The following is a 20,102-nucleotide window of genomic DNA, read 5'->3' on the forward strand; positions in this document are numbered from 1 at the left end:
ATCAAGCGTCCCAGAGCGCCCCGAACGCCAACAGCTCGTCGCGGTGCTCGATCCGCTCGACCCACTCCTTCGGCCAGGCGCCGGCGCCCAGATGTGCCCCCGCGAAGGCGCCCGCCAGGCAGGCGATCGAGTCCGAGTCGCCGCGGGTGCAGGCGGCGCGGCGGAGGGCGGTGAGGGGGTCCTCGGGGAAGAGCAGGAAGCTGAGGAGGCCGGTGGCCAGGGCCTCTTCGGCGATCCAGCCGTCGCCGGTGTACTCGCACGGGTCCAGCTCGGGATCGGCGGTGCGCTGGACGGCGTCCAGGCGCTCGAGCACGGCCAGGCACTCGTCCCACCCGCGCTCGATGAAGTGCCGGGCCGAGGGGTCCTGGGAGCGGGTCCAGAGGTCGCCGAGCCAGTCGTCGCGGTAGACGGAGCGGTTCTCGTACGCGTACGAGCGCAGGTGGCCCACCAGCCCCGTCGGGTCGACGCCCTGGGCGAGCAGGTACACGGCGCGGGCCGTCAGGTCGGAGGCGGCCAGCGCCGTCGGGTGCCCGTGGGTGAGGGCCGACTGCAACTGCGCCGCGCCGGACCGCTGCTCCTCGCTCAGGCCGGGCACGAGCCCGAGCGGCGCGACACGCATGTTGGCGCCGCAGCCCTTGGAGCCGATCTGGCTGGCGTCCTGCCAGGCGCGCTCGCTGTCGAGGAGCATGCACGCGCGCAGACACGTGTTGCCCGGCGCCCGGTTGTTCTCCGGGGAGTGGTACCAGTCGACGTACTCCTCCCGGACCGGCCGCGCCAGCCGCAGCGGAGCGAGCACGCCCCGGTCCATGGCGGTCCTGATGCCCCTCGCGAGGGCCAGCGTCATCTGCGTGTCGTCCGTGATGTGCGCGATGCCGCCCTTCCCCGGCAGCTCCATCCCCCGCCACGGGCCGCACTTCGCCAGGATCGACGGCACGTCGTTGAACTCGGTCGGGAAGCCCAGCGCGTCACCGAGCGCGAGCCCGACCATCGCCCCCGTGGCAGCCTGCTTCGTCATGTGGATCGTCCTTCCGGTCGCAGCAGCGGCGGGTGGAGGGCCGTGGCCTCCCCCGCCCGGTAGAGAGCGGCCGGTTTCCCCCGTCCGCCGGTGAGGCGCGGCGGTCCTTCCACGGGCCGGACGAAGCCGGGTGTGGCGAGGACCTTGCGCCGGAAATTGGGGCGGTCGAGCTCGACGCCCCAGACCGTCTCGTACACCTGCCGCAGCTCGCCCAGCGTGAACTCGGGCGGGCAGAAGGCGGTGGCGAGACAGGTGTACTCGAGTTTGGCGCCGACCCGTTCGTGCGCGTCGGCGAGGATCCGGTCGTGGTCGAAGGCCAGGGGCCCGTACGTCCCCGTCTCCTGGCTCCCGTACGGCATCCACCGTGCCCGCGCCGCGTCGCCGCCGACGCGCGGTTCGGGAGGGTCGGGGACGAGGGCGGTGTACGCGATCGAGACGACCCGCATCCTCGGGTCGCGGTCCGGTTCGCTGTACGTCCGCAGCTGTTCGAGATGCAGTCCGGAGACGGTGTCCTCGGACAGGCCGGTCTCCTCGGCCAGTTCGCGGCGGGCGGCCCGTTCGCCGGACTCCCGGGGCAGCACGAAGCCGCCGGGCAGCGCCCACGCCCCCGCGTACGGCTCGTGGCCGCGCTCGACGAGCAGGACGTGCAGCCGCTCCGCGCGGAGGGTGAAGACGGCGAGGTCGACGGTGACGGCGAACGGCTCGAAGGCGTGGGGGTCGTAGCCCTCGGGGGCGCGGGGAGAGGTCATCGGCGCTCCGGGAGGGGGTCGGCGAGGTCCCAGCCCTCGGCGAGCAGCGCGTCCACGGCGGCGACGGCGGCCGCGAGCCGCTCCTCGTGCGGGCCGGTGAGGACGGCGGTGCGCCGCCCGCTGTGGGAGAGCTGGGCGACGAAGCGGGCCGTCATCCAGGGCCGCAGGTGCTCCCCGTCGCGCAGCCCGTCGTCCTCGAACGGGACGCCGTGGTGGTCGGTGAGCAGCCACAGATGCTGCCGGCCGCGGGCGGCGACCTCTCCGGTGGCGGGGCTGGTGGTGCCCATGTACCGCTCGTGCCAGATGGTGGTGGCGAAGGCGTCGGTGTCGCAGAAGAGCACGGGCGAGCCGGCGCGCGCGGCCTCCTCCTCCAGCTCGGCCTGGCGCAGGGCGATGAGCGGGAAGTCCTCCGAGCGGAAGGTGACGTCCTCCCAGGAGGCACCGGGGCGCTCGGCGCGGAGTTCGGCGAGCTTGAGTTCGCTGAACTCCCGCCCGTACTCCGGTACGCAGCGGGTGCGGGCCCAGACGCCGCCCCGGTTCCGGTAGTGGTCGGCCAGGGCGCGGGCCATGGTGGTGGTGCCGGTGGACTCGGCGCCGAGGACGACCACGCGCCGGGTGAGCGCGGCCCGTACCGGCGGCTCCAGGAAGTCCCAGCAGCCGACGGGGTCCTTGCGGACGGCGGTGCCGGAGACGGGGAAGAGCGTACGGTCCGGGTCGACGCACACGGACTCGGCGCCGAAGCGGCGGCCGAGCTCCTCGCCGTACGGCTCCGATGTGAAGACGGCGTCGACGCGTTCGGGGACCGCGGCCCGGAAGACGGCCATGTGGGCGGCCCACACATCGGGGTCGTGGAGATCGACGGGGATGTCGTCGACGGCGCCGACGACGAGGACGTCGGGGTGGATCTCGCGCATCCAGTCGACGCGGTCCTCCAGGGACAGCGATTCCACGGAGGAGGCGCAGACGAGCACGGTGAGGCGCTCGCAGCGGTCGCGGGCCGTGCGCACGAGGTGGTGGTGGCCGGCGTGCGGCGGATAGAACTTGCCGAGGACCAGGCCGTGTCCGTAGCGCTTCATGCCGTCGCCTCCACCGGGCGCTGTCGTACGGAGAGGTTCCAGTTACGCAGGCCGAGGACGCAGAGCGTCATGAAGCCGATGTACAGCAGGGAGGTCAGGTACAGCTCCTTGTACGCGTACAGGGGCACGTACACGACATCGGCGGCGATCCAGAGCCACCAGGACTCCAGCCGCTTCCGGCACTGGCCGTAGGTCGCCATCAGGGAGAGCGCGGTCGTCAGGGCGTCCCAGAAGGGGACGGTCGAGTCGGTGGCGCGGTCGAGCAGCAGGGTGAGCCCGAGGGTCCCCACCACCCCCGCCGTGAGCAGCCATGTCCACTCGGTGCGCGAGGTGCGGCGCACCGGGAGGGTGTCGGAGCCTGGTCCACCCCCGTGGGTCCAGGTCCACCAGCCGTACACGGCGAGGGTGATGAAGACGATCTGGAGTCCGGCGTCGGCGTACAGCCCCGCCTGCGTGAACAGCAGGATGAAGAAGAGGTTGTTCGCGATACCGATCGGCCAGTTGGCGAGGTGCTGGCGGGCGACGAGCCAGACGCAGAGCGCTCCGCTGCCGAATCCGAGCACCTCGGTCCAGCTGACCGGGGTGTCCAGGATCGTGAAGAGCGGCCGCTGCAGGGGTTCGAGGATGTTCGCGAGGCTCACGCCCGCCTCCTTAAGAGTCATGATGACTATAAAGTGCGGCGGGCTTCGGCCACAAGTACGAACCCGCACGCGAAGAGGCCCATGACCGCTGTCGGGCGGTCACGGGCCTCTTCGTCGTACGAACCCGGCGGGTCTACATGCCGACTTCCTTCATCAGCATGCCGACCTCGGTGTTGGTCAGCCGGCGCAGCCAGCCCGACTTCTGGTCGCCGAGCCCGATCGGGCCGAAGGCGGTGCGGACCAGCTTCTCGACCGGGAAACCCGCCTCGGAGAGCATCCGGCGCACGATGTGCTTGCGGCCCTCGTGCAGCGTGACCTCGACCAGGTAGTTCTTGCCGACCTGCTCGACGACCCGGAAGTGGTCGGCGCGGGCGTAGCCGTCCTCCAGCTGGATGCCCTCCTTGAGCAGCTTCCCGACCTCGCGCGGCAGCGGGCCGGTGATGGCGGCCAGGTAGGTCTTCTTCACGCCGTACTTCGGGTGCGTGAGGCGATGGGCCAGCTCACCGTGGTTGGTGAGGAGGATGATGCCCTCGGTCTCGGTGTCGAGGCGGCCGACGTGGAAGAGCCGGGTCTCGCGGTTGGTGACGTAGTCACCGAGGCACTGGCGGCCGTCGGGGTCCTCCATCGTGGAGACGACGCCGGCCGGCTTGTTCAGCGCGAAGAAGAGGTACGACTGGGTCGCGACGGTCAGGCCGTCGACCTTGATCTCGTCCTTCTCCGGGTCGACGCGCTTGCCCTGCTCCAGGACGATCTCGCCGTTGACCTCGACACGGGCCTGCTCGATCAGCTCCTCGCACGCGCGGCGCGAGCCCATGCCGGCGCGGGCGAGCACCTTCTGGAGCCGCTCGCCCTCCTGCTCGGCGCCGGGGAAGGTCTTGGGGGTCTTGATCTCCGGCCGGTCCGCGTACCGGTCGCGGTTGCGCTGCTCGATCTTGGCGTCGAGCTCGCGCGACCGGGCCGGGGCCTGCCGCTGCCCGTGCGGGCCACGACGGGGCGGCATGCCCTGGGGCGCCTTGGGGCCGCCCTTGGCGCCACCGCGGGCCGCGGCGCCGCGGCCCTTCTTCGGGGCCTCGGGCGTGCCGCCGACGTCGTAGCGACGCTCCTCCGGGCGCGGGTTGCGCGGCCGGTCGCCGCCACCCTGCCTGTCGTCACGGCCACCGCCACCGCCGCTGCCACCGGAGCCGCGGTAGCCGCCGCCACCACCGCTGCTGCCACCGGAGCCGCGGTAGCCACCACCGCCCGCGCTGCCGCCACCGGAGCCGCGGTAGCCACCACCGCCACCGCTGCTGCCACCGGAGCCCCGGTAGCCACCACCGCCCGCGCTGCCACCGCGGCCGCCGCTGCTGCTGCCGCTTCCGCGGCCGCCGCTGTTGCCACCACGGCTCCCGCCGTTGTTTCCGCTGCTGTTCCTGCCGCTGCTGCTTCGCATCAAAGTTCCGTCTTGTCGTCTGCGTCCTCGGAACCCGGCGCATCTGGTGCGTCCGGGTCGAACGACGGGACCCCTTCCAGCGTCTCCGCCTCGATCGCGTCCGCCTCGGGGAGGAAGGGCGCGAGCTCCGGGAGCTCGTCCAGGCCGCGCAGGCCCATTCGCTCCAGGAAGTAGTTCGTCGTCCTGTACAGGATCGCACCTGTTTCGGGTTCCGCGCCCGCCTCCTCCACGAGACCCCGCTGGAGGAGGGTGCGCATGACCCCGTCGCAGTTCACTCCGCGGACCGCGGAGACCCTGGACCGGCTGACCGGCTGGCGGTACGCGACGACGGCGAGGGTCTCCAGGGCCGCCTGGGTGAGGCGGGCCTGCTGCCCGTCGAGGACGAACGCCTCGACGGCCGGGGCGAACTCCGCGCGGCTGTAGAAACGCCAGCCACCGGCCACGAGCCGCAGCTCGAAACCGCGGCCCTGGGCGGTGTACTCGTCGGCGAGCTCGCGCAGGGCGTCGCCGACCTCGCGCGGGGTCCGCTCCAGGACCTTGGCGAGATGGGCCTCGGTGGCCGGCTCGTCGACGACCATGAGGACGGCTTCGAGGGCGGGCTTCAGGTCGCTCACGCCGGGGCCTCCGTTTCTTGATCGAACTCGTCGGTGACGTGGACGTCGGCGGCGCCGGACCAAGTGACGGTGAGGTCGCCCAGGGCGTCCTCCTGGTCGAGGGCGACGGCCTTCTCGCGGTACAGCTCCAGGAGGGCGAGGAAGCGGGCGACGACGGTCAGGGTGTCGGGGGCGTCCTCCGCGAGCTCACGGAAGCTGACGGTCCCCCGCTCCTTGAGCAGGGCGACGACGAGCAGGGCCTGTTCCCGGACGCTGACGAGGGGGGCGTGGATGTGGTCGACGTACACCTGCGGCTTGGCCTTGGGCTGCATGGCCTTGACGGCGAGCTTGGCGAAGCCTTCGGCGCCGATGCTGATGACGACCTCGGGGAGCAGCTCGGCGTGGTGGGCCTCGAGGCCGACGGTCCGGGGGTACCGCCGCCCCTCGGTGTCCCACCGCTCGGCGAGGATCTCGGCGATCTGTTTGTACGCGCGGTACTGCAGGAGCCGCGCGAAGAGCAGGTCGCGGGCCTCCAGGAGCGCGAGATCGGCCTCGTCCTCCACCTCGGCGGCGGGCAGCAGCCGGGCGGCCTTGAGGTCGAGCAGCGTGGCGGCGACGACGAGGAACTCGGTGGTCTGGTCGAGGTCCCAGTCGGGCCCCATGGCGCGGATGTGCGCCATGAACTCGTCGGTGACCTTGGAGAGGGCGACCTCGGTGACGTCGAGCTTGTGCTTCGAGATGAGCTGCAGCAGCAGGTCGAAGGGCCCCTCGAAGTTCGCCAGCCGCACGGTGAACCGCCCGTCGTCCCCACCGGGCCCGGCGGGGGCCGTGACGACCGCATCGGCGATACCCGGCCTGGGGGCACCCTCGCGGCCGGGCGGGTCACCGGCCGAACCGACGGCCCGCTCGGGGCCCGCGTGCGCCTCCGGCCCGCTTCCGGCGGGCAGGGGTACGTCAGCGGCGGCGTCACCGCCCGACGGAGCGGCATGGCGGCCGCCGCCCGGCTGTGTCCCGTCCGGCACGGACGGGGTCTCCGGGGCCGGCTCCCGGCCGCGCCGAGTCGCGGGGCCCGGTCCGGGGGCTTCCCCTGCCTCGCCGGCGACGGGATTGAGCCCGGGCACATGGTCGACGTCCGACGTGAACGGAGTCAGCGGGGCCGGTCCGGGGGCCTCCCCTGCCTCGCCGCCGACGGGGTCGAGCCCGGGCACAAGGCCGACGTCCGACGTGAACGGAGTCTCCGGAGCCGGCCCCAGGGCCTCTTCCGCCGGGCCGCCGGGCGAGGCCGGCGCGGTGGGCGGGGGCTGCGGAGTCGTCGCGCCGTCAGTGGCCCCGGGGTTCCCGGGCGGGGGTGCCGGGTGGGACGTGCCCGGGCCGCGGCCCAGGGCGCGGCGGCGGGCCGGGCGGGACGTTTCGTCGGGGGGCGGGGGCATCGGGGTCCAGGGAAGAGCGGGGACGCGGCAGCCCGCAGGCTATCGTCAGCGGCCGCGCAGGCGGCGCACGAGGATGCTCGCGTCGCCGCGGGACTCCAGGTCCGCGAGAACCACCGCGACCGCCTCGCGGACGATCCGCCCGCGGTCCACGGCGAGCCCGTGCTCGCCACGGAGCACGAGGCGCGCGTGCTCCAGGTCCATCAGCTCCTCGGCGGAGACGTAGACCGTGATCTTCTCGTCGTGCCGCTCACGTCCGCTCGGGCGCCGGTTCGGGGACCTGCCGCGTCGGCGCTGCGGCGCGGGCTCCGCCGTGCGGGCCCGGGGCTCGCCCTGCTCCGCGGGCTCCGCCGCCGAGTGCTCCGCGGAGGCCGAGCCGGATCCCTCCGCCGCCTCCGTGTCGCTCTCGCCCGCCGGAGCCGGGACGCGGGCGGCGGGCGCCTCGCCCCTGCGGGGCGAGGAGGACTGCAGCGCCATCCCCCCGGTCGTACGGAACAGTTCGTCGGCGCCGGGCAGACTCACTCGGCGTGACACCGGGCGAGCACCTCCCTGGCGAGCTGGCGGTAGGCGGCGGCGCCCACGGAGTTGGAGGCGTACGTCGTGATGGGCTCGCCGGCGACCGTGGTCTCCGGGAAGCGCACGGTCCGGCCGATCACCGTGTGGTAGACGTGATCGTCGAAGGCCTCGACCACCCGCGCGAGCACCTCACGGCTGTGCACCGTCCGCGAGTCGTACATCGTGGCGAGGATGCCGTCGAGCTCCAGCTCGGGGTTGAGCCGCTCCTGGACCTTCTCGATCGTCTCGGTCAGCAGAGCCACACCGCGCAGCGCGAAGAACTCGCACTCCAGCGGCACGATGACCTTGTGAGCCGCCGTCAGGGCGTTCACGGTCAGTAGGCCCAGCGAGGGCTGACAGTCGATCACGATGTAGTCGTAGTCGTTCATCAGCGGCTTCAGGGCGCGCTGGAGCGTGGACTCGCGCGCGACCTCGCTGACCAACTGCACCTCGGCCGCTGACAAATCGATATTGCTGGGCAGCAGGTCCATGTTGGGCACGGCGGTCTTGAGCAGTACCTCGTCCGCCGACATGCCCCGCTCCATGAGCAGGTTGTAGACGGTGAGGTCGAGCTCCATCGGGTTCACGCCGAGACCGACCGACAGGGCTCCCTGCGGGTCGAAGTCGACGAGCAGCACCCGTCGCCCGTACTCCGCGAGCGCGGCACCCAGGTTGATGGTCGACGTGGTCTTGCCGACGCCGCCCTTCTGGTTGCACATCGCGATGATCTTCGCGGGTCCGTGATCGGTCAGCGGGCCCGGGATCGGGAAGTACGGCAGGGGCCGTCCGGTGGGGCCGATCCGCTCGCGGCGCTGCCGGGCAGCGTCGGGTGCGAGGGTGGCCGCGTACTCCGGGTCGGGCTCGTACTCGGCATCGGGGTCGTAGAAGTGCCCCTCGGGCACCTCGTCGTAGGCGGCGAAGTGGGTGGACTCTCGGCCACTCTCGTTGCCGGCCGTGGCGTTCACGTGTAGGCCGTCCATCATCTTCATCGTGTGGGCTGTCGTCATGGGCTGAGGCGTCGCGTGGGTCGCGAAGGTGCGGACAGCGACGGAGCCGACAGGGATTCCTGGCTGTCCGCCCCCGGGAGTAAATGTCGACTCATTCACAAGTCGTCTTACCTCCTTGGATGTCACCAGGAACATTTATCGATAGGTCAGCGTGGCACCATGCCGACGGTTGGCGACTCTATGGCGTGTCACCGGTCCGCAGCAACACAATCCGCCGGACCCGGCCCGATGTGTCGGCAACCGAACACCCCTCTGTCAAGGGTGCGCAGCCACGCATCCGTACGTTTCAGGGGTGTGCGAAACGGTTAAAGGGTTACGTTCGAGGCGAGTTGAACAAGGCGCTCCACGTGGCCGGAAGCACATCCGGCCGGACCTTGGTGCACAAGGTCCGGCCGGATGTGTGAGGTTGACGGCGCGCGTTGACGCGCCGTCCAAGAGGGTCAGCCCAGGAGGCTGTTCAGCTCGACGTGCTCGAGGCCGTGCGCCTCGGCGACCTCCTTGTAAACGACCTTGCCGTCATGGGTGTTGAGGCCCAGGGCGAGCGCGGAGTCGCGGCGCAGCGCCTCGACCCAGCCGTTGTTCGCCAGCGACACGATGTAGGGCAGCGTGGCGTTGGTGAGGGCGTACGTGGAGGTGTTCGGCACCGCGCCCGGCATGTTGGCGACGCAGTAGAAGACCGAGTTGTGGACCTGGAAGGTCGGCTCGGCGTGGGTGGTCGGGTGCGAGTCCTCGAAGCAGCCGCCCTGGTCGATCGCAATGTCGACAAGGACACTTCCGGGCTTCATCTTGGCGACGAGCTCGTTGGTGACCAGCTTCGGGGCCTTGGCGCCCGGGATGAGGACGGCGCCGATGACGAGGTCTGCCTCGATGACGGCCTTCTCCAGCTCGAAGGCGTTGGAGACGATCGTCTTCACCTTGGTGCCGAAGATCTTGTCGGCCTCGCGCAGCTTGTTGATGTCACGGTCGAGCAGGGTCACGTGGAAGCCCATGCCGACGGCGATCTGGGTGGCGTTCCAGCCGGAGACGCCGCCGCCGATGACGACGCACTCGCCGGCGTGGGTGCCGGGGACGCCGCCGGGGAGCACGCCGCGGCCGCCGACCGAGCGCATCAGGTGGTAGGCGCCGACCTGCGGGGCCAGGCGGCCCGCGACCTCGGACATCGGGGCGAGCAGCGGCAGCGCGCGGTTCGCGGTCTCGACGGTCTCGTACGCGATGGCGGTGGTGCCGGACTCCAGCAGGGCGTCCGTGCACTCGCGGGAGGCGGCGAGGTGCAGGTAGGTGAAGAGCGTCTGGTCCTTGCGAAGGCGGTGGTACTCCTCCGCGATGGGCTCCTTGACCTTCAGCAGGAGGTCGGCGGTGGCCCAGACCTCGTCGGCGGTGGCCAGGATCTCGGCACCGGCGGAGACGTACTCCTCGTCCGTGATCGAGGAGCCCACACCGGCGTTCTGCTCGACGAAGACCTGGTGGCCGTTGCGGACGAGCTCGTGGACACCGGCGGGGGTGATGGCCACGCGGAACTCGTTGTTCTTGACCTCGCGGGGGATGCCGACCTTCATCGTCGATCACGGTCCTTGAATCAGGGGGGGGATAACTGGGGGCAATGCGATACATACCCGCATGCGCTGCGACGCACCGGGACAGACCGCGATCGAACGCGGCGCACCCAGTCTAATGAAGGAGTTCTCCCTGTCTAGCCTTGCAAAGCATTAATCTTCCAGAGAAGCACTGCGGATTTCGTAGGCGGAAGCTTCGGTTCCCAGAAGTCTTTCGGCCGCGGACCGATGCAAACGGGCCGCGGCGGGGTCGCCGAGCCGGTCGAGCGTGTCGGCCAGCCTGAGCTGGAGCGCCGCCTGGAGCCGTACGTCCTGGGCCCGCCGGGCCCACTCCACCGCCTCCTCGCAGGTCCGCAGGGATTCCTCGGGCCGGCCGGCGTACTCCTGGACCCGGGCCGACTCGCTCAACGCCCGTGCGTAGCCCGGGAGATCACCGAGCCGCCGGTAGCCCGCGGCGGCGGCGCGCCAGTTCCGCAGGGCCTCGCCGTAACGGCCCGCGTAGGTCTGCACCGCGCCGAGCCGTGCGTACAGCCGGGCCTGGTCGGCCCGCTCGTCGCGGGCGAGGCGCTGGGCGAGGGCCCGGCCGTACCAGTCACCGGCCCGCTGCCAGTCCCCCAGCTCCTGGTAGGAACCGCCTACGGATTCCATCGCCCGGCCGATCGCGTACGGGTCGTTCGCGGCCCGTCCGGCGTCGAGAGCGGTCCGGTAGCGGGCGAGGGCGTCCTGGGTGCGGCCGGTGCGGGCGTCGAGATCGGCGAGGTTCAGCAGGGCGGCGGCCCGTTCCCGGTGCAGCCCGCGCCGCTCGGCCACGTCCAGGACCAGCCGGTGCAGTCCGTACAGATCCGGCGCCGCCGCCTCCGCGCCCCGGTGCGCCGTCTCGGCCCTGACCAGGGCGGCGACGAGCCGGCGGGCCAGGGTGTCGAGCTCGCCGTCGGCGACGGCGAGCCGGGCCGAGGCGAGCAGCACCGGCCGCCGGCCGGTCAGCCACTCGGCGGCGGCGGGCACGTTCGGGAAGCGGAGGGCGCGGGGCAGCCCGGCGAGCTTCTTGCGGGCGGAGGACCCCTCGGGCTCGGTGACCGCCCGGCAGGACTGGAGGAGCCGTACGGTCCGTTCCAGCATCCGGGCCCGGGCGAGCTGCACCTCGGCGGGCCGGTCGCGCTCCTCCATCTGCGTGCGGAGAAGGGGGACGAGATGGCCCGGGACCTCGTACTGCCCGTCCCCGCGGTCCGTGACGAGACCCAGCGCGACCAAGCCGGCCAGGGTGTTCCCGGCCGCCGAGACGGAGCAGCCGGCCAGGGCGGAGGCGGTGTGCGCGTCGGCGCGGCCGAGGGGGGCGAGGGAGAGGAATCGCAGTATCCGGGCGGCCGGCTGGGCCAGCGAGTCGTGGACCAGCTGGAACGCCCGGGAGAGCGGGTCGCCGGAGAGGGCGCGCAGCCGCTTGGCCAGGTCGGCGACGGAGGCTTTGGGGCGGGCGGCGAGCCAGCCGCCGGCGAGGACGAGGGCGGCGGGCTGGCCGCCGCACTCCTCGGCGAGGGTCTCGGCGGCCTGCGGGTCGACGGTCACCCGCACGGAACCGGTATAGGTGGTGAGCAGCTCGATCGAGGACTTGGGGTCGAGGCCGCCGAGGGTGCACGGGCGGACGTCGGGGATCCCGGTCAGGGGGCCCCTGGCCACGGCGACGACGAGCGCGTCGGGGTTGTCGGGGATGACCGGGTCGACCTGCTCGGCGTCGACGGCGTCGTCGAGGACGAGGACGGTACGGCGTACGGCGAGGGCCTCGCGAACCAGCTCGGTCAGCTCGTCCTCGGCGGCGCCGGGGGGTTCGGCGACGCCCAGGTCCTGGAGCAGACCCTGTGCGACGCGGCCGGTGGGAACGGGGTCGCCGCCCGGCTCGGTCAGCCGGGCGCGGAAGACCCCGTCGGGATAGGTGGCCGCGAGCCCGGCGACGAGTTCCTCGGCGAGCGCGGTCCGCCCCGAGCCGGGACGGCCCGCGATCAGCAGGACGCGGGCGCGGGGGGCCTTGCGGCCGGCGAGGGTGTCGAGTCCGGTCCGTTCGATGTCGGCGCGCAGGGCTTTCAGCTCCCGCTGCCGCCCGAAGAAGTTCCGTACTGCGCCCGCTGCCACCGCCTGATCCGTCACGGGCCACGCTCCCGTCCACCTGCGCACGAGCCGATCCCGCGGGGGGCTCCGCACGGGCGATCCCGAGCGTAGTTCAGGGCATGTGCCGGACCCGGCGGAGCAGGGCGGACAGATCCCCCGATCGGATCAGCAGATCTTCAGACCGCCTCTCCGCTCCGTTGTGGGCGCACCGGCCGGACCCGGGTGCCCACAACCGGTGGGGGGGGCTACGCCTCGAAGGGGCGGGCCGGCCAAGGGGCCTCGGCGGGGCGGAGGGCGTCGAGGCCGTCGCCCGCGCGGGCGGCCAGCACCGAAAGGACGCCCACGACCAGGCAGTTGTTGTGCAGCTCACCCGCCAGGACGCCCCGCGCCAGTTCCGCCAGCGGAACCCGGGCCAGCTCCATGTCGGCCTCTTCGTCCGCGACCTCGAAGCGCTCGCCCTCCATGTCCGACAGATCCCGCGCCAGGAAGATCCGTACCGCTTCGTCGCAGCCGCCGGGCGTCGTGTACACGTCGGCGAGGACCCGCCAGTCTTCGGCCTTGACGTGCGCTTCCTCGTACAGCTCGCGCTGCGCCGCGTGCAGCGGGTTCTCCCCCGGCACGTCGAGGAGCCCGGCCGGGATCTCCCACAGCTTCTGCCGCACGGGGTGCCGGTACTGCTTGAGCAGCAGCACCTGGTCCTGGTCGTCGAGGGCGAGGACCGCCACCGAGCCGGGGTGGACCTGGTAGTCGCGGCGCGCGACCGTGCCGTCGGGCATGACCACGTCGTCCGTACGGACACTCGTCTTCGCTCCCTTGAAGGGGGTCGTCGTGGCGACGACCTGCCACTCCTCCGGGGTGTCCTGCACCTGCATCTGAAGCCTCCCACATGCGAAAACCGGGGTACGCGTCACGAAGGACCCGTACCCCGGCAACGGTAACGCCAGGTACTACTTGCCGGTCTTCCGCGCATCCTGCTGTCGTTCGACGGCTGCCTTCACCAGACCGGCGAAGAGCGGGTGCGGACGCGTCGGACGCGAGCGCAGCTCCGGGTGGGCCTGCGTGGCGACCAGGTAGGGGTGCACCTCGCGCGGGTACTCGACGTACTCGACGAGCTTGTTGTCGGGCGAGGTGCCCGAGAAGACCAGGCCGGCCTTCTTCTCCAGCTCGCCGCGGTAGGCGTTGTTCACCTCGTAGCGGTGGCGGTGGCGCTCCTCGACGTACGGCTGGTCGTCGTAGACCTCGCGCACGATCGAGCCCTCGGCGAGCTTCGCCGGATACAGGCCCAGGCGCATCGTTCCGCCCAGGTCGCCGGCGCCCTCGACGAACGCGAGCTGCTCCTCCATCGTCGAGACAACGGGGTGCGCGGTCGCGGCGTCGAACTCGGTGGAGTTCGCCTCGGGGATGTCGGCCAGGTTCCGGGCGGCCTCGATCACGATGCACTGCAGGCCCAGGCAGATGCCGAGCAGCGGCACCTTGTTCTCACGGGCGTACTGGATCGCGCCGATCTTGCCGTTGACACCGCGGTCGCCGAAGCCGCCGGGGATCAGGATCGCGTCGACGTCACCGAGCTGCTTCTGGGCGCCGGCCTGCGTCTTGCAGTCGTCGGAGGTGACCCACTTGACCGTGACCCGCGCCTTGTTGGCGAAGCCGCCGGCGCGCATGGCCTCGGTGATCGAGAGGTACGCGTCGGGCAGGTCGATGTACTTGCCGACGAGGGCGACGGTGACCTCGTGCTCCGGGTTGTGGACCCGGTCGAGCAGGTCGTCCCAGGTCGACCAGTCCACGTCGCGGAACGGCAGGTCGAGCTTGCGCACGACGTAGGCGTCCAGGCCCTCGGTGTGCAGCACCTTCGGGATGTCGTAGATCGACTTGGCGTCGATGGCGGCGACGACGGCGGCCTCGTCCACGTCGCACATCAGCGAGATCTTGCGCTTGATGGCGGTGGGGACGTCACGGTCGGCGCGCAGGACGATCGCGTCCGGCTGGATACCGATGTTGCGCAGCGCGGCGACCGAGTGCTGGGTCGGCTTGGTCTTCAGCTCGCCGGAGGGGCCGATGTAGGGCAGCAGCGAGATGTGGACGACGAAGACGTTGTCGCGGCCGACCTCGTGGCGGACCTGGCGGACGGTCTCCAGGAAGGGCAGCGACTCGATGTCGCCGACCGTGCCGCCGACCTCGGTGATGACCACGTCGACGTCGTCGGTCGCCATGCGGCGGATCCGGGACTTGATCTCGTTGGTGATGTGCGGGATGACCTGGACGGTGTCGCCGAGGTACTCGCCGCGCCGCTCCTTGGCGATGACCTGCGAGTAGACCTGGCCGGTGGTGACGTTGGCCGAGCCGTCGAGGTCGACGTCGAGGAAACGCTCGTAGTGGCCGATGTCCAGGTCGGTCTCGGCGCCGTCGTTGGTGACGAACACCTCACCGTGCTGGAAGGGGTTCATCGTGCCGGGGTCGACGTTCAGGTACGGGTCGAGCTTCTGCATCGTGACCCGCAGGCCCCGTGCCTTGAGGAGCGCACCCAGGCTGGAGGCGGTCAGGCCCTTGCCGAGGGAGGAGGCGACACCCCCGGTGACGAAGATGTGCTTGGTCGTCGTGGTTTTGGGCGGCATCGCCAAGAGGGGGCTCCCGTGGTCGCGTTCTGGAGGTGCGTTCCGGCGTGCCCTCCGGAAGAATCGGGGGGTGCCGTCGCTGCGGTTGCGGGGGCTCGGCTGTCGCCGTTTCCCACCGGTCCACGGGGTACCAGGGTATCAGCGACAACGGGAGACCGCTTCCGGCCACACGGGGCAGTCGAGTGCACACGCACCGCGACATCACAGGTCACGGGACAGGTCACAGGAGCCTCACTCGTTCGGCTCAGCGCCGTTACTAGTACGTTGCTGCCCGTGCCTAGGGTGCGACGTATCCTGCTCGGACACTCCCTAGCCGAGCCGGACCGGCCATCGGCACCACCCCCGCCAGTCAACCGGAAGCAAGAGCTCGTCAACGATCCCTTGACTGCTGGCACCATCTGTAGGAAGCGCCCCGCGGGGCGGACGTTGGCCGTTCGACTGGAGATAGCACGTGGCCGGGCGCATCGAGGATTACGCACTCATCGGAGACATGCAGACCGCCGCACTGGTCTGCCGGGACGGCAGCGTCGACTGGCTGTGCCTGCCCCGCTTCGATTCCCACGCCGTCTTCGCCGGACTTCTCGGCACGGAGGAACACGGATTCTGGCGGGTCGCCCCCGCCGTGGCGGACGGCGCCACCCCGCCGCACGCCGACCGGCGCCGCTACCGCGGTGACTCGCTCATCCTCGAATCCGAGTGGGACACGCCGCGCGGCACGGTCAGGGTGACCGATTTCATGCCCCCGCGCGACGGGGCGCCCCAGCTGATCCGGATCGTGGAGGGCGTCACGGGTCGCGTGCCGATGCACTCGGCGCTGCGGATGCGGTTCAGCTACGGACGTGTGGTGCCGTGGGTGCACAAGGTCGGGGACCGTACGGTCGCCGTCGCGGGGCCCGACTCGGTGTGGCTGGACACCGATATCGAGACCCACGGCAAGGATCTGACCACGTACTCCGACTTCACCGTCACGGCCGGGGAGCGGATCACCTTCACGATCAGCTGGCAGCCCTCGCACAAGGAGCCGCCCGCCCTGCCGGACCCGGAGGGTTCGCTGGAGGCGACGGTCGACTTCTGGCGCGAGTGGGTCGAGCACTGCACGTACCACGGCCCCTACCGGGAGGCCGTGGTCCGCTCCCTGATCACGTTGAAGGCGCTGACGTACGCGCCCACGGGCGGCATCGTCGCCGCGCCGACCACCTCCCTGCCGGAGGAGATCGGCGGCGTCCGGAACTGGGACTACCGCTACACCTGGCTGCGCGACGCGGCGATCACCCTGTCCTCGATGCTGCGCACCGGCTACCGCGAGGAGGCCCGTGCCTGGCGGGACTGGCTGCTCCGCGCGGTCGCGGGCGACCCGGAGAACCTGCAGATCATGTACGGGATCGCGGGCGAGCGCGAGCTCGGCGAGGCCGAACTGGACTGGCTGCCCGGGTACGAGAACTCCGGGCCGGTCCGGGTGGGCAACGGGGCCGCCAACCAGCTCCAGCTGGACGTCTACGGCGAGGTCACCGAGGCGCTGCACCTGGCGCACATGACGGGCCTGTCCCGCAACGACTACGCCTCCCTCCTCCAGCTGAAGCTCATCCGGTACCTGGAGACGCACTGGGACCAGCCCGACGAGGGCATCTGGGAGGTGCGCGGCCCGCGCCGGCACTTCGTGCACTCCAAGGTCATGGCCTGGGTGGCGGTCGACCGCACGATCAAGCTCATCGAGTCCGGGGACGCCGACGGCCCGCTGGAGCGCTGGCGCGAGCTGCGCGACGAGATCCACCGGGACGTCTGCGAGAAGGGCTACGACCAGGAGCGGAACACCTTCACGCAGTCGTACGGCTCCAAGGAGCTGGACGCCTCGCTGCTGCTGATTCCGCAGATGGGCTTCCTGCCGCCGGACGACAAGCGGGTCATCGGCACGATCGAGGCGATCCAGCGGGAGCTGTCCACGGAGGACGGCTTCGTGCTGCGCTATCCGACCGCGGGCGAGGAGGCCGGGGTGGACGGCCTGGAGGGCGACGAGGGCGCCTTCCTGGCCTGCTCGTTCTGGCTCGCCGACGACCTGGCGATGATCGGGCGGGTGGACGAGGCCCGCAAGCTCTTCGAGAGGCTGCTCGCGCTCCGCAACGACCTCGGGCTCCTCGCGGAGGAGTGGGACCCGCGGCTGCAGCGGCAGGTGGGCAACTTCCCGCAGGCGTTCAGCCACGTCCCGCTGATCGACACGGCGCTGCGGCTGACGGCGAGCGGGGCGTACGGAGGCTGAGGCGCGGGGCGCGGCGCGCCGGAATACGCTGAGAGGGTCCTGTCCCCCCGAGGAAAGGGGGGCGTCCGATGGCTCCCCAGTACGGCGTCCCGGAAGCCGCGCTCACCGGACTGCGCGAGGATCTGGCCGGTGAGGTGTACGTACCCGGTGATCCGGGCTACGACGAGGCCCGGATCGTCCACAACGGCATGATCGACCGCCGGCCCGCGGTGATCGCCCAGTGCGCCACCCAGGCGGACGTCTCCAACGCGGTCCTCTTCGCCCGGGAGACGGAGCTGCCGATCGCGGTGCGCGGCGGCGGTCACAGCGTCGCGGGGACCTCGGTCGTCGAGGGCGGTCTCGTCGTCGACCTGCGCCGGATGCACGCGGTGGTCGTCGATCCGGAGGGCATGACCGTACGGGTCGAGGGCGGCGCGGCCATGAGCCATCTGGACCGCGCCTGCGGGCCCTTCCATGTGGCGACCACCGGTGGGCGGGTGTCCACCACGGGCGTGGGCGGCTTCACCCTGGGCGGCGGATCGGGCTGGCTGGAGCGGAAGTTCGGGCTGGCCTGCGACAACCTGCTCGCCGCCGACCTGATCACGGCGGAGGGGAAACACGTCCACACGGACGCGGAGGAGCACCCGGAGCTGTTCTGGGCGCTGCACGGCGGCGGAGGCAACTTCGGGGTGGCGACCTCGCTCACCCTGCGGGTGCACGAACTGCCGGTCATGAGCTTCGCGTTGCTCCTCTTCCTCCCCGAGTCCGCGCCCGAGGTGATGCGCACCTTCCGCGACCTCGGCGCGACCGCCCCGGACGAGGTGGGCGGCGGCGTCATCTACTTCCCCGCGCCGCCCGAACCCTTCGTCCCCGAGCATCTCGTCGGCGAGCTGGTCTGCGGCGTGATGGTCACGTACGCGGGCCCGGTCGACGGGGTCCACGAGTTCGCGGCGCCGCTGCTGGCACTGAAGCCCGAGGTCCAGATCGTCACGGACGTTCCGTACGCGGACCTCCAGTGCATGATCGACGACCCGCCCGGGCTGCGGAACTACTGGTCCGCGGAGTATCTGACCGCGTTCCCGGACGAGGCCGTGGACGTCTTCTGCCGGCGCGGGGGGCTGATCCCGATGCCCACCACCACCCAGCACGTGCTGTTCATGATGGGCGGGGCCGTGGCCGCGGGCCCGTCGGAGTACCCGCTGGCCTGGCGGACCGCACCCTGGGTCGTCCACCCCTTCGGGACCTGGGAGGACCCGGCCGACGACGAGCGCGTCAGGCAGTGGGTACGGGACGTGCGGGCCGATGCGCAGCCGTGGTCGATGGACGCCGTCTACCTCAACTTCATCGGTTCCGAGGGCGAACAGCGGGTCGTCGCCGGGTTCGGCGCCGACAACTACCGACGCCTGGCCGCGGTGAAGGCCGTGTACGACCCCGACAACGTCTTCCGTCTCAACCACAACATCACACCGGCCCGCTGACTCACCTCAGGGCGTCGATCACCTCCCGGGCGGCCCGCTCGCCCTCGGTGGCGCCGCCTTCCATGAATCCCTGGAAGTCGTAGCTGCAGTGCTCGCCGCCGATGTGGACGTTGCCCTGGGCGGTGCCCTCGTACCCGGCGTACCGGTGCAGATAGCCGACCGGCCAGCAGGAGTACGCGCCGAGGGTGTACGGGTTGCGGTGCCAGGCGGAGAGCTGGGCGCGGCCCGTGTACGCCTTCGAGGTCCCGGGGAAGAAGGCGTCGATGCCGCGCAGGTACCGGCTGACCAGGTCCCGTACGTACGGGTCGGACTCGGTGGAGAACGGCCCCGCCGGGGTGAGGGCCTTGGCGAGGCTGCCGCCCCCGTACTGGATGAGAATGCCTCCCGTGCCTCCCTGGATCTTGGTGGTGTCCCAGGTCTGCTGGACCTCGGTGTCGGTGAAGCAGTCACCCGCCGAGACACCGGGCCAGGCGCCCGTGCCGCGCCACGGGCGGGTGCCGAACTGCATGTTGAGCTTGGTGCAGTACCCCATCCGCGCGTCCCGCAGGAGGTTCTGCATGAGCGGGTCGAACCCGGCCCGGCTGAGGTCGAGTTGTTTCAGGATCGGCAGCGGCAGGCACAGGATCGTGTGGTCGGCGGTGACGGTCCGTACGGCGCCGGCCTCGGTGAAGGTCAGGGTCTGGGTGCCGTCCGCGTTGGCCCGTACGGCGGTGAGCGACCAGCCCTGCCGCAGTGTGCCGGGGGCGAGGGCGCCCGCGATGGCGTTCGGGAGCTGGTCGTTGCCGCCGGTGATGTGGTACCGCTCGTTGGACAGGCCCCAGACGTTGAAGTGGCCCGGATTGGTCTGATAGCCCATCAGCAGGACGAGGGCCAGCGAGGACTGTTCGGTGGTGTCGGCGCCGTACTCCACGTTGTAGGCGACATCGATGAACTTGCCCAGCGGCGAGGAGTGCCCGCCGGGGACCCGGGACTCGATCCATTCGTATATCGACATGTTGTCGAGTGCCGTGCCGGTGGGCGTGGTCTGGTTCCACATGACCTCGCCCGCCTCGGACAGGTCGCGGCGCAGAGACTGGTAGACGGCCTTGAAGTCCTCGTCGGCCTGGTGGCGCGGGTAGTAGGTGCCGTTGAACCAGAGGACCTCCTCGGCGCCGGTGGGTCCGCCGCCGAGGAAGTCCTCCACGGGGAGGTCGAAGCGGCGGCAGAGCTCCAGGATCTTCTTGTGGCTGGTGTCGATCAGTTCGCCGCCGATCTCGGAGGTCTGCCCGTACGCCCAGTGGCTCCGCTGGGTCCACATGCGGCCGCCGACGCGTGAGGGGTTGGCCTCGTAGAGCGTCGGGGTGACGCCGGCGTCCTGGAGGGTGAGGGCGGCGGTGAGCCCGGAGATGCCGGCGCCGACGACCGCGACGCGGGCGGGGGTCACGGCCCGGGCCACCGCGGGCCGGGAGACGGCCGTGCCCGCGGAGACGGCGATCCCCGCGGCTGCGGCGTACTTCAGGAGGGAGCGCCGTCCGAGGGTGTCGGACCGCATCTCCCTCAGCTCGTCGACGGGAAGGCCCAGCCGTCGAGCGTCTGCGTGCTCGGCGGCGAGGCGCTTCAGGAGGTGCATCGGGTTGGTGCGTGCCATGGGGGCG

16 protein-coding genes are annotated in these 20,102 nt (G+C 71.4%); 2 read left to right on the forward strand and 14 right to left on the reverse strand.

All coding sequences use genetic code 11. The features are described 5' to 3' along the window. Position 1: 1 nt before the first annotated feature. The 13 genes from ACFYV5_RS24530 to ACFYV5_RS24590 all read right to left on the reverse strand — a co-directional run bounded on the left by ACFYV5_RS24530 (position 2) and on the right by ACFYV5_RS24590 (position 14,757). Positions 2-1,015, reverse strand: a complete 1,014-nt coding sequence (locus ACFYV5_RS24530) for an ADP-ribosylglycohydrolase family protein (protein WP_355115558.1) — start codon at positions 1,013-1,015, stop codon at positions 2-4. Further along, positions 1,012-1,764, reverse strand: coding sequence for an NUDIX domain-containing protein (locus ACFYV5_RS24535; RefSeq protein ID WP_389171858.1), 753 nt, complete (start codon positions 1,762-1,764; stop codon positions 1,012-1,014). Before ACFYV5_RS24535 ends, ACFYV5_RS24530 begins: the two co-directional genes overlap by 4 nt. Further along, positions 1,761-2,840, reverse strand: coding sequence for an AAA family ATPase (locus tag ACFYV5_RS24540; protein ID WP_389171861.1), 1,080 nt, complete (start codon positions 2,838-2,840; stop codon positions 1,761-1,763). The genes ACFYV5_RS24535 and ACFYV5_RS24540 overlap by 4 nt, the downstream gene beginning before the upstream one ends. Beyond that, a complete protein-coding gene (pnuC, locus tag ACFYV5_RS24545; RefSeq protein ID WP_389171864.1) occupies positions 2,837-3,481 on the reverse strand; it encodes a nicotinamide riboside transporter PnuC in 645 nt (214 codons plus the stop codon). The genes ACFYV5_RS24540 and pnuC overlap by 4 nt, the downstream gene beginning before the upstream one ends. Before the next feature lie 133 nt (positions 3,482-3,614). Continuing rightward, on the reverse strand, positions 3,615-4,910 hold the full coding sequence (locus tag ACFYV5_RS24550; RefSeq protein WP_389171866.1) for a pseudouridine synthase: 1,296 nt from the start codon (positions 4,908-4,910) through the stop codon (positions 3,615-3,617). Then, positions 4,910-5,488 carry an SMC-Scp complex subunit ScpB gene (gene scpB / locus ACFYV5_RS24555; RefSeq protein WP_389171982.1) on the reverse strand — a complete coding sequence of 193 codons (579 nt, stop codon included), beginning with the start codon at positions 5,486-5,488 and terminating at the stop codon, positions 4,910-4,912. Before scpB ends, ACFYV5_RS24550 begins: the two co-directional genes overlap by 1 nt. 32 nt (positions 5,489-5,520) lie before the next feature. Beyond that, the gene (locus ACFYV5_RS24560) at positions 5,521-6,933 is read right to left on the reverse strand and encodes a segregation/condensation protein A (protein WP_389171869.1); all 1,413 of its coding nucleotides are present in this window, start codon (positions 6,931-6,933) and stop codon (positions 5,521-5,523) included. A gap of 45 nt (positions 6,934-6,978) precedes the next feature. Continuing rightward, entirely contained in the window at positions 6,979-7,464 is a 486-nt protein-coding gene (locus ACFYV5_RS24565) for a hypothetical protein (RefSeq protein ID WP_389171872.1), read from the reverse strand. After that, on the reverse strand, positions 7,449-8,492 hold the full coding sequence (locus ACFYV5_RS24570) for a ParA family protein (protein ID WP_229818740.1): 1,044 nt from the start codon (positions 8,490-8,492) through the stop codon (positions 7,449-7,451). The genes ACFYV5_RS24565 and ACFYV5_RS24570 overlap by 16 nt, the downstream gene beginning before the upstream one ends. Positions 8,493-8,932: 440 nt before the next feature. Next, positions 8,933-10,048, reverse strand: coding sequence for an alanine dehydrogenase (gene ald / locus ACFYV5_RS24575; protein ID WP_355115543.1), 1,116 nt, complete (start codon positions 10,046-10,048; stop codon positions 8,933-8,935). A 150-nt stretch (positions 10,049-10,198) separates the two neighbouring features. Further along, positions 10,199-12,184 (reverse strand): NB-ARC domain-containing protein, encoded by a 1,986-nt coding sequence (locus ACFYV5_RS24580; protein ID WP_389171876.1) that lies wholly within the window; start codon positions 12,182-12,184, stop codon positions 10,199-10,201. A 206-nt stretch (positions 12,185-12,390) separates the two neighbouring features. Next, the gene (locus ACFYV5_RS24585) at positions 12,391-13,017 is read right to left on the reverse strand and encodes an NUDIX domain-containing protein (protein ID WP_389171879.1); all 627 of its coding nucleotides are present in this window, start codon (positions 13,015-13,017) and stop codon (positions 12,391-12,393) included. A 75-nt stretch (positions 13,018-13,092) separates the two neighbouring features. Beyond that, on the reverse strand, positions 13,093-14,757 hold the full coding sequence (locus ACFYV5_RS24590; protein ID WP_389171882.1) for a CTP synthase: 1,665 nt from the start codon (positions 14,755-14,757) through the stop codon (positions 13,093-13,095). 451 nt (positions 14,758-15,208) lie between these two features. Between ACFYV5_RS24590 and ACFYV5_RS24595 the strand changes: the two genes are divergently transcribed. Next, a complete protein-coding gene (locus ACFYV5_RS24595) occupies positions 15,209-17,011 on the forward strand; it encodes a glycoside hydrolase family 15 protein (RefSeq protein ID WP_389171885.1) in 1,803 nt (600 codons plus the stop codon). A gap of 68 nt (positions 17,012-17,079) precedes the next feature. Further along, positions 17,080-18,468 (forward strand): FAD-binding oxidoreductase, encoded by a 1,389-nt coding sequence (locus tag ACFYV5_RS24600; protein WP_389171888.1) that lies wholly within the window; start codon positions 17,080-17,082, stop codon positions 18,466-18,468. A gap of 1 nt (position 18,469) precedes the next feature. Here the strand turns inward: ACFYV5_RS24600 and ACFYV5_RS24605 are convergent, their stop codons facing one another. Further along, positions 18,470-20,095 carry a flavin monoamine oxidase family protein gene (locus ACFYV5_RS24605; protein WP_389171890.1) on the reverse strand — a complete coding sequence of 542 codons (1,626 nt, stop codon included), beginning with the start codon at positions 20,093-20,095 and terminating at the stop codon, positions 18,470-18,472. Between the last annotated feature and the right edge of the window lie 7 nt (positions 20,096-20,102).

This window comes from Streptomyces sp. NPDC003035, from assembly GCF_042888285.1.
GTDB lineage: Bacteria > Actinomycetota > Actinomycetes > Streptomycetales > Streptomycetaceae > Streptomyces.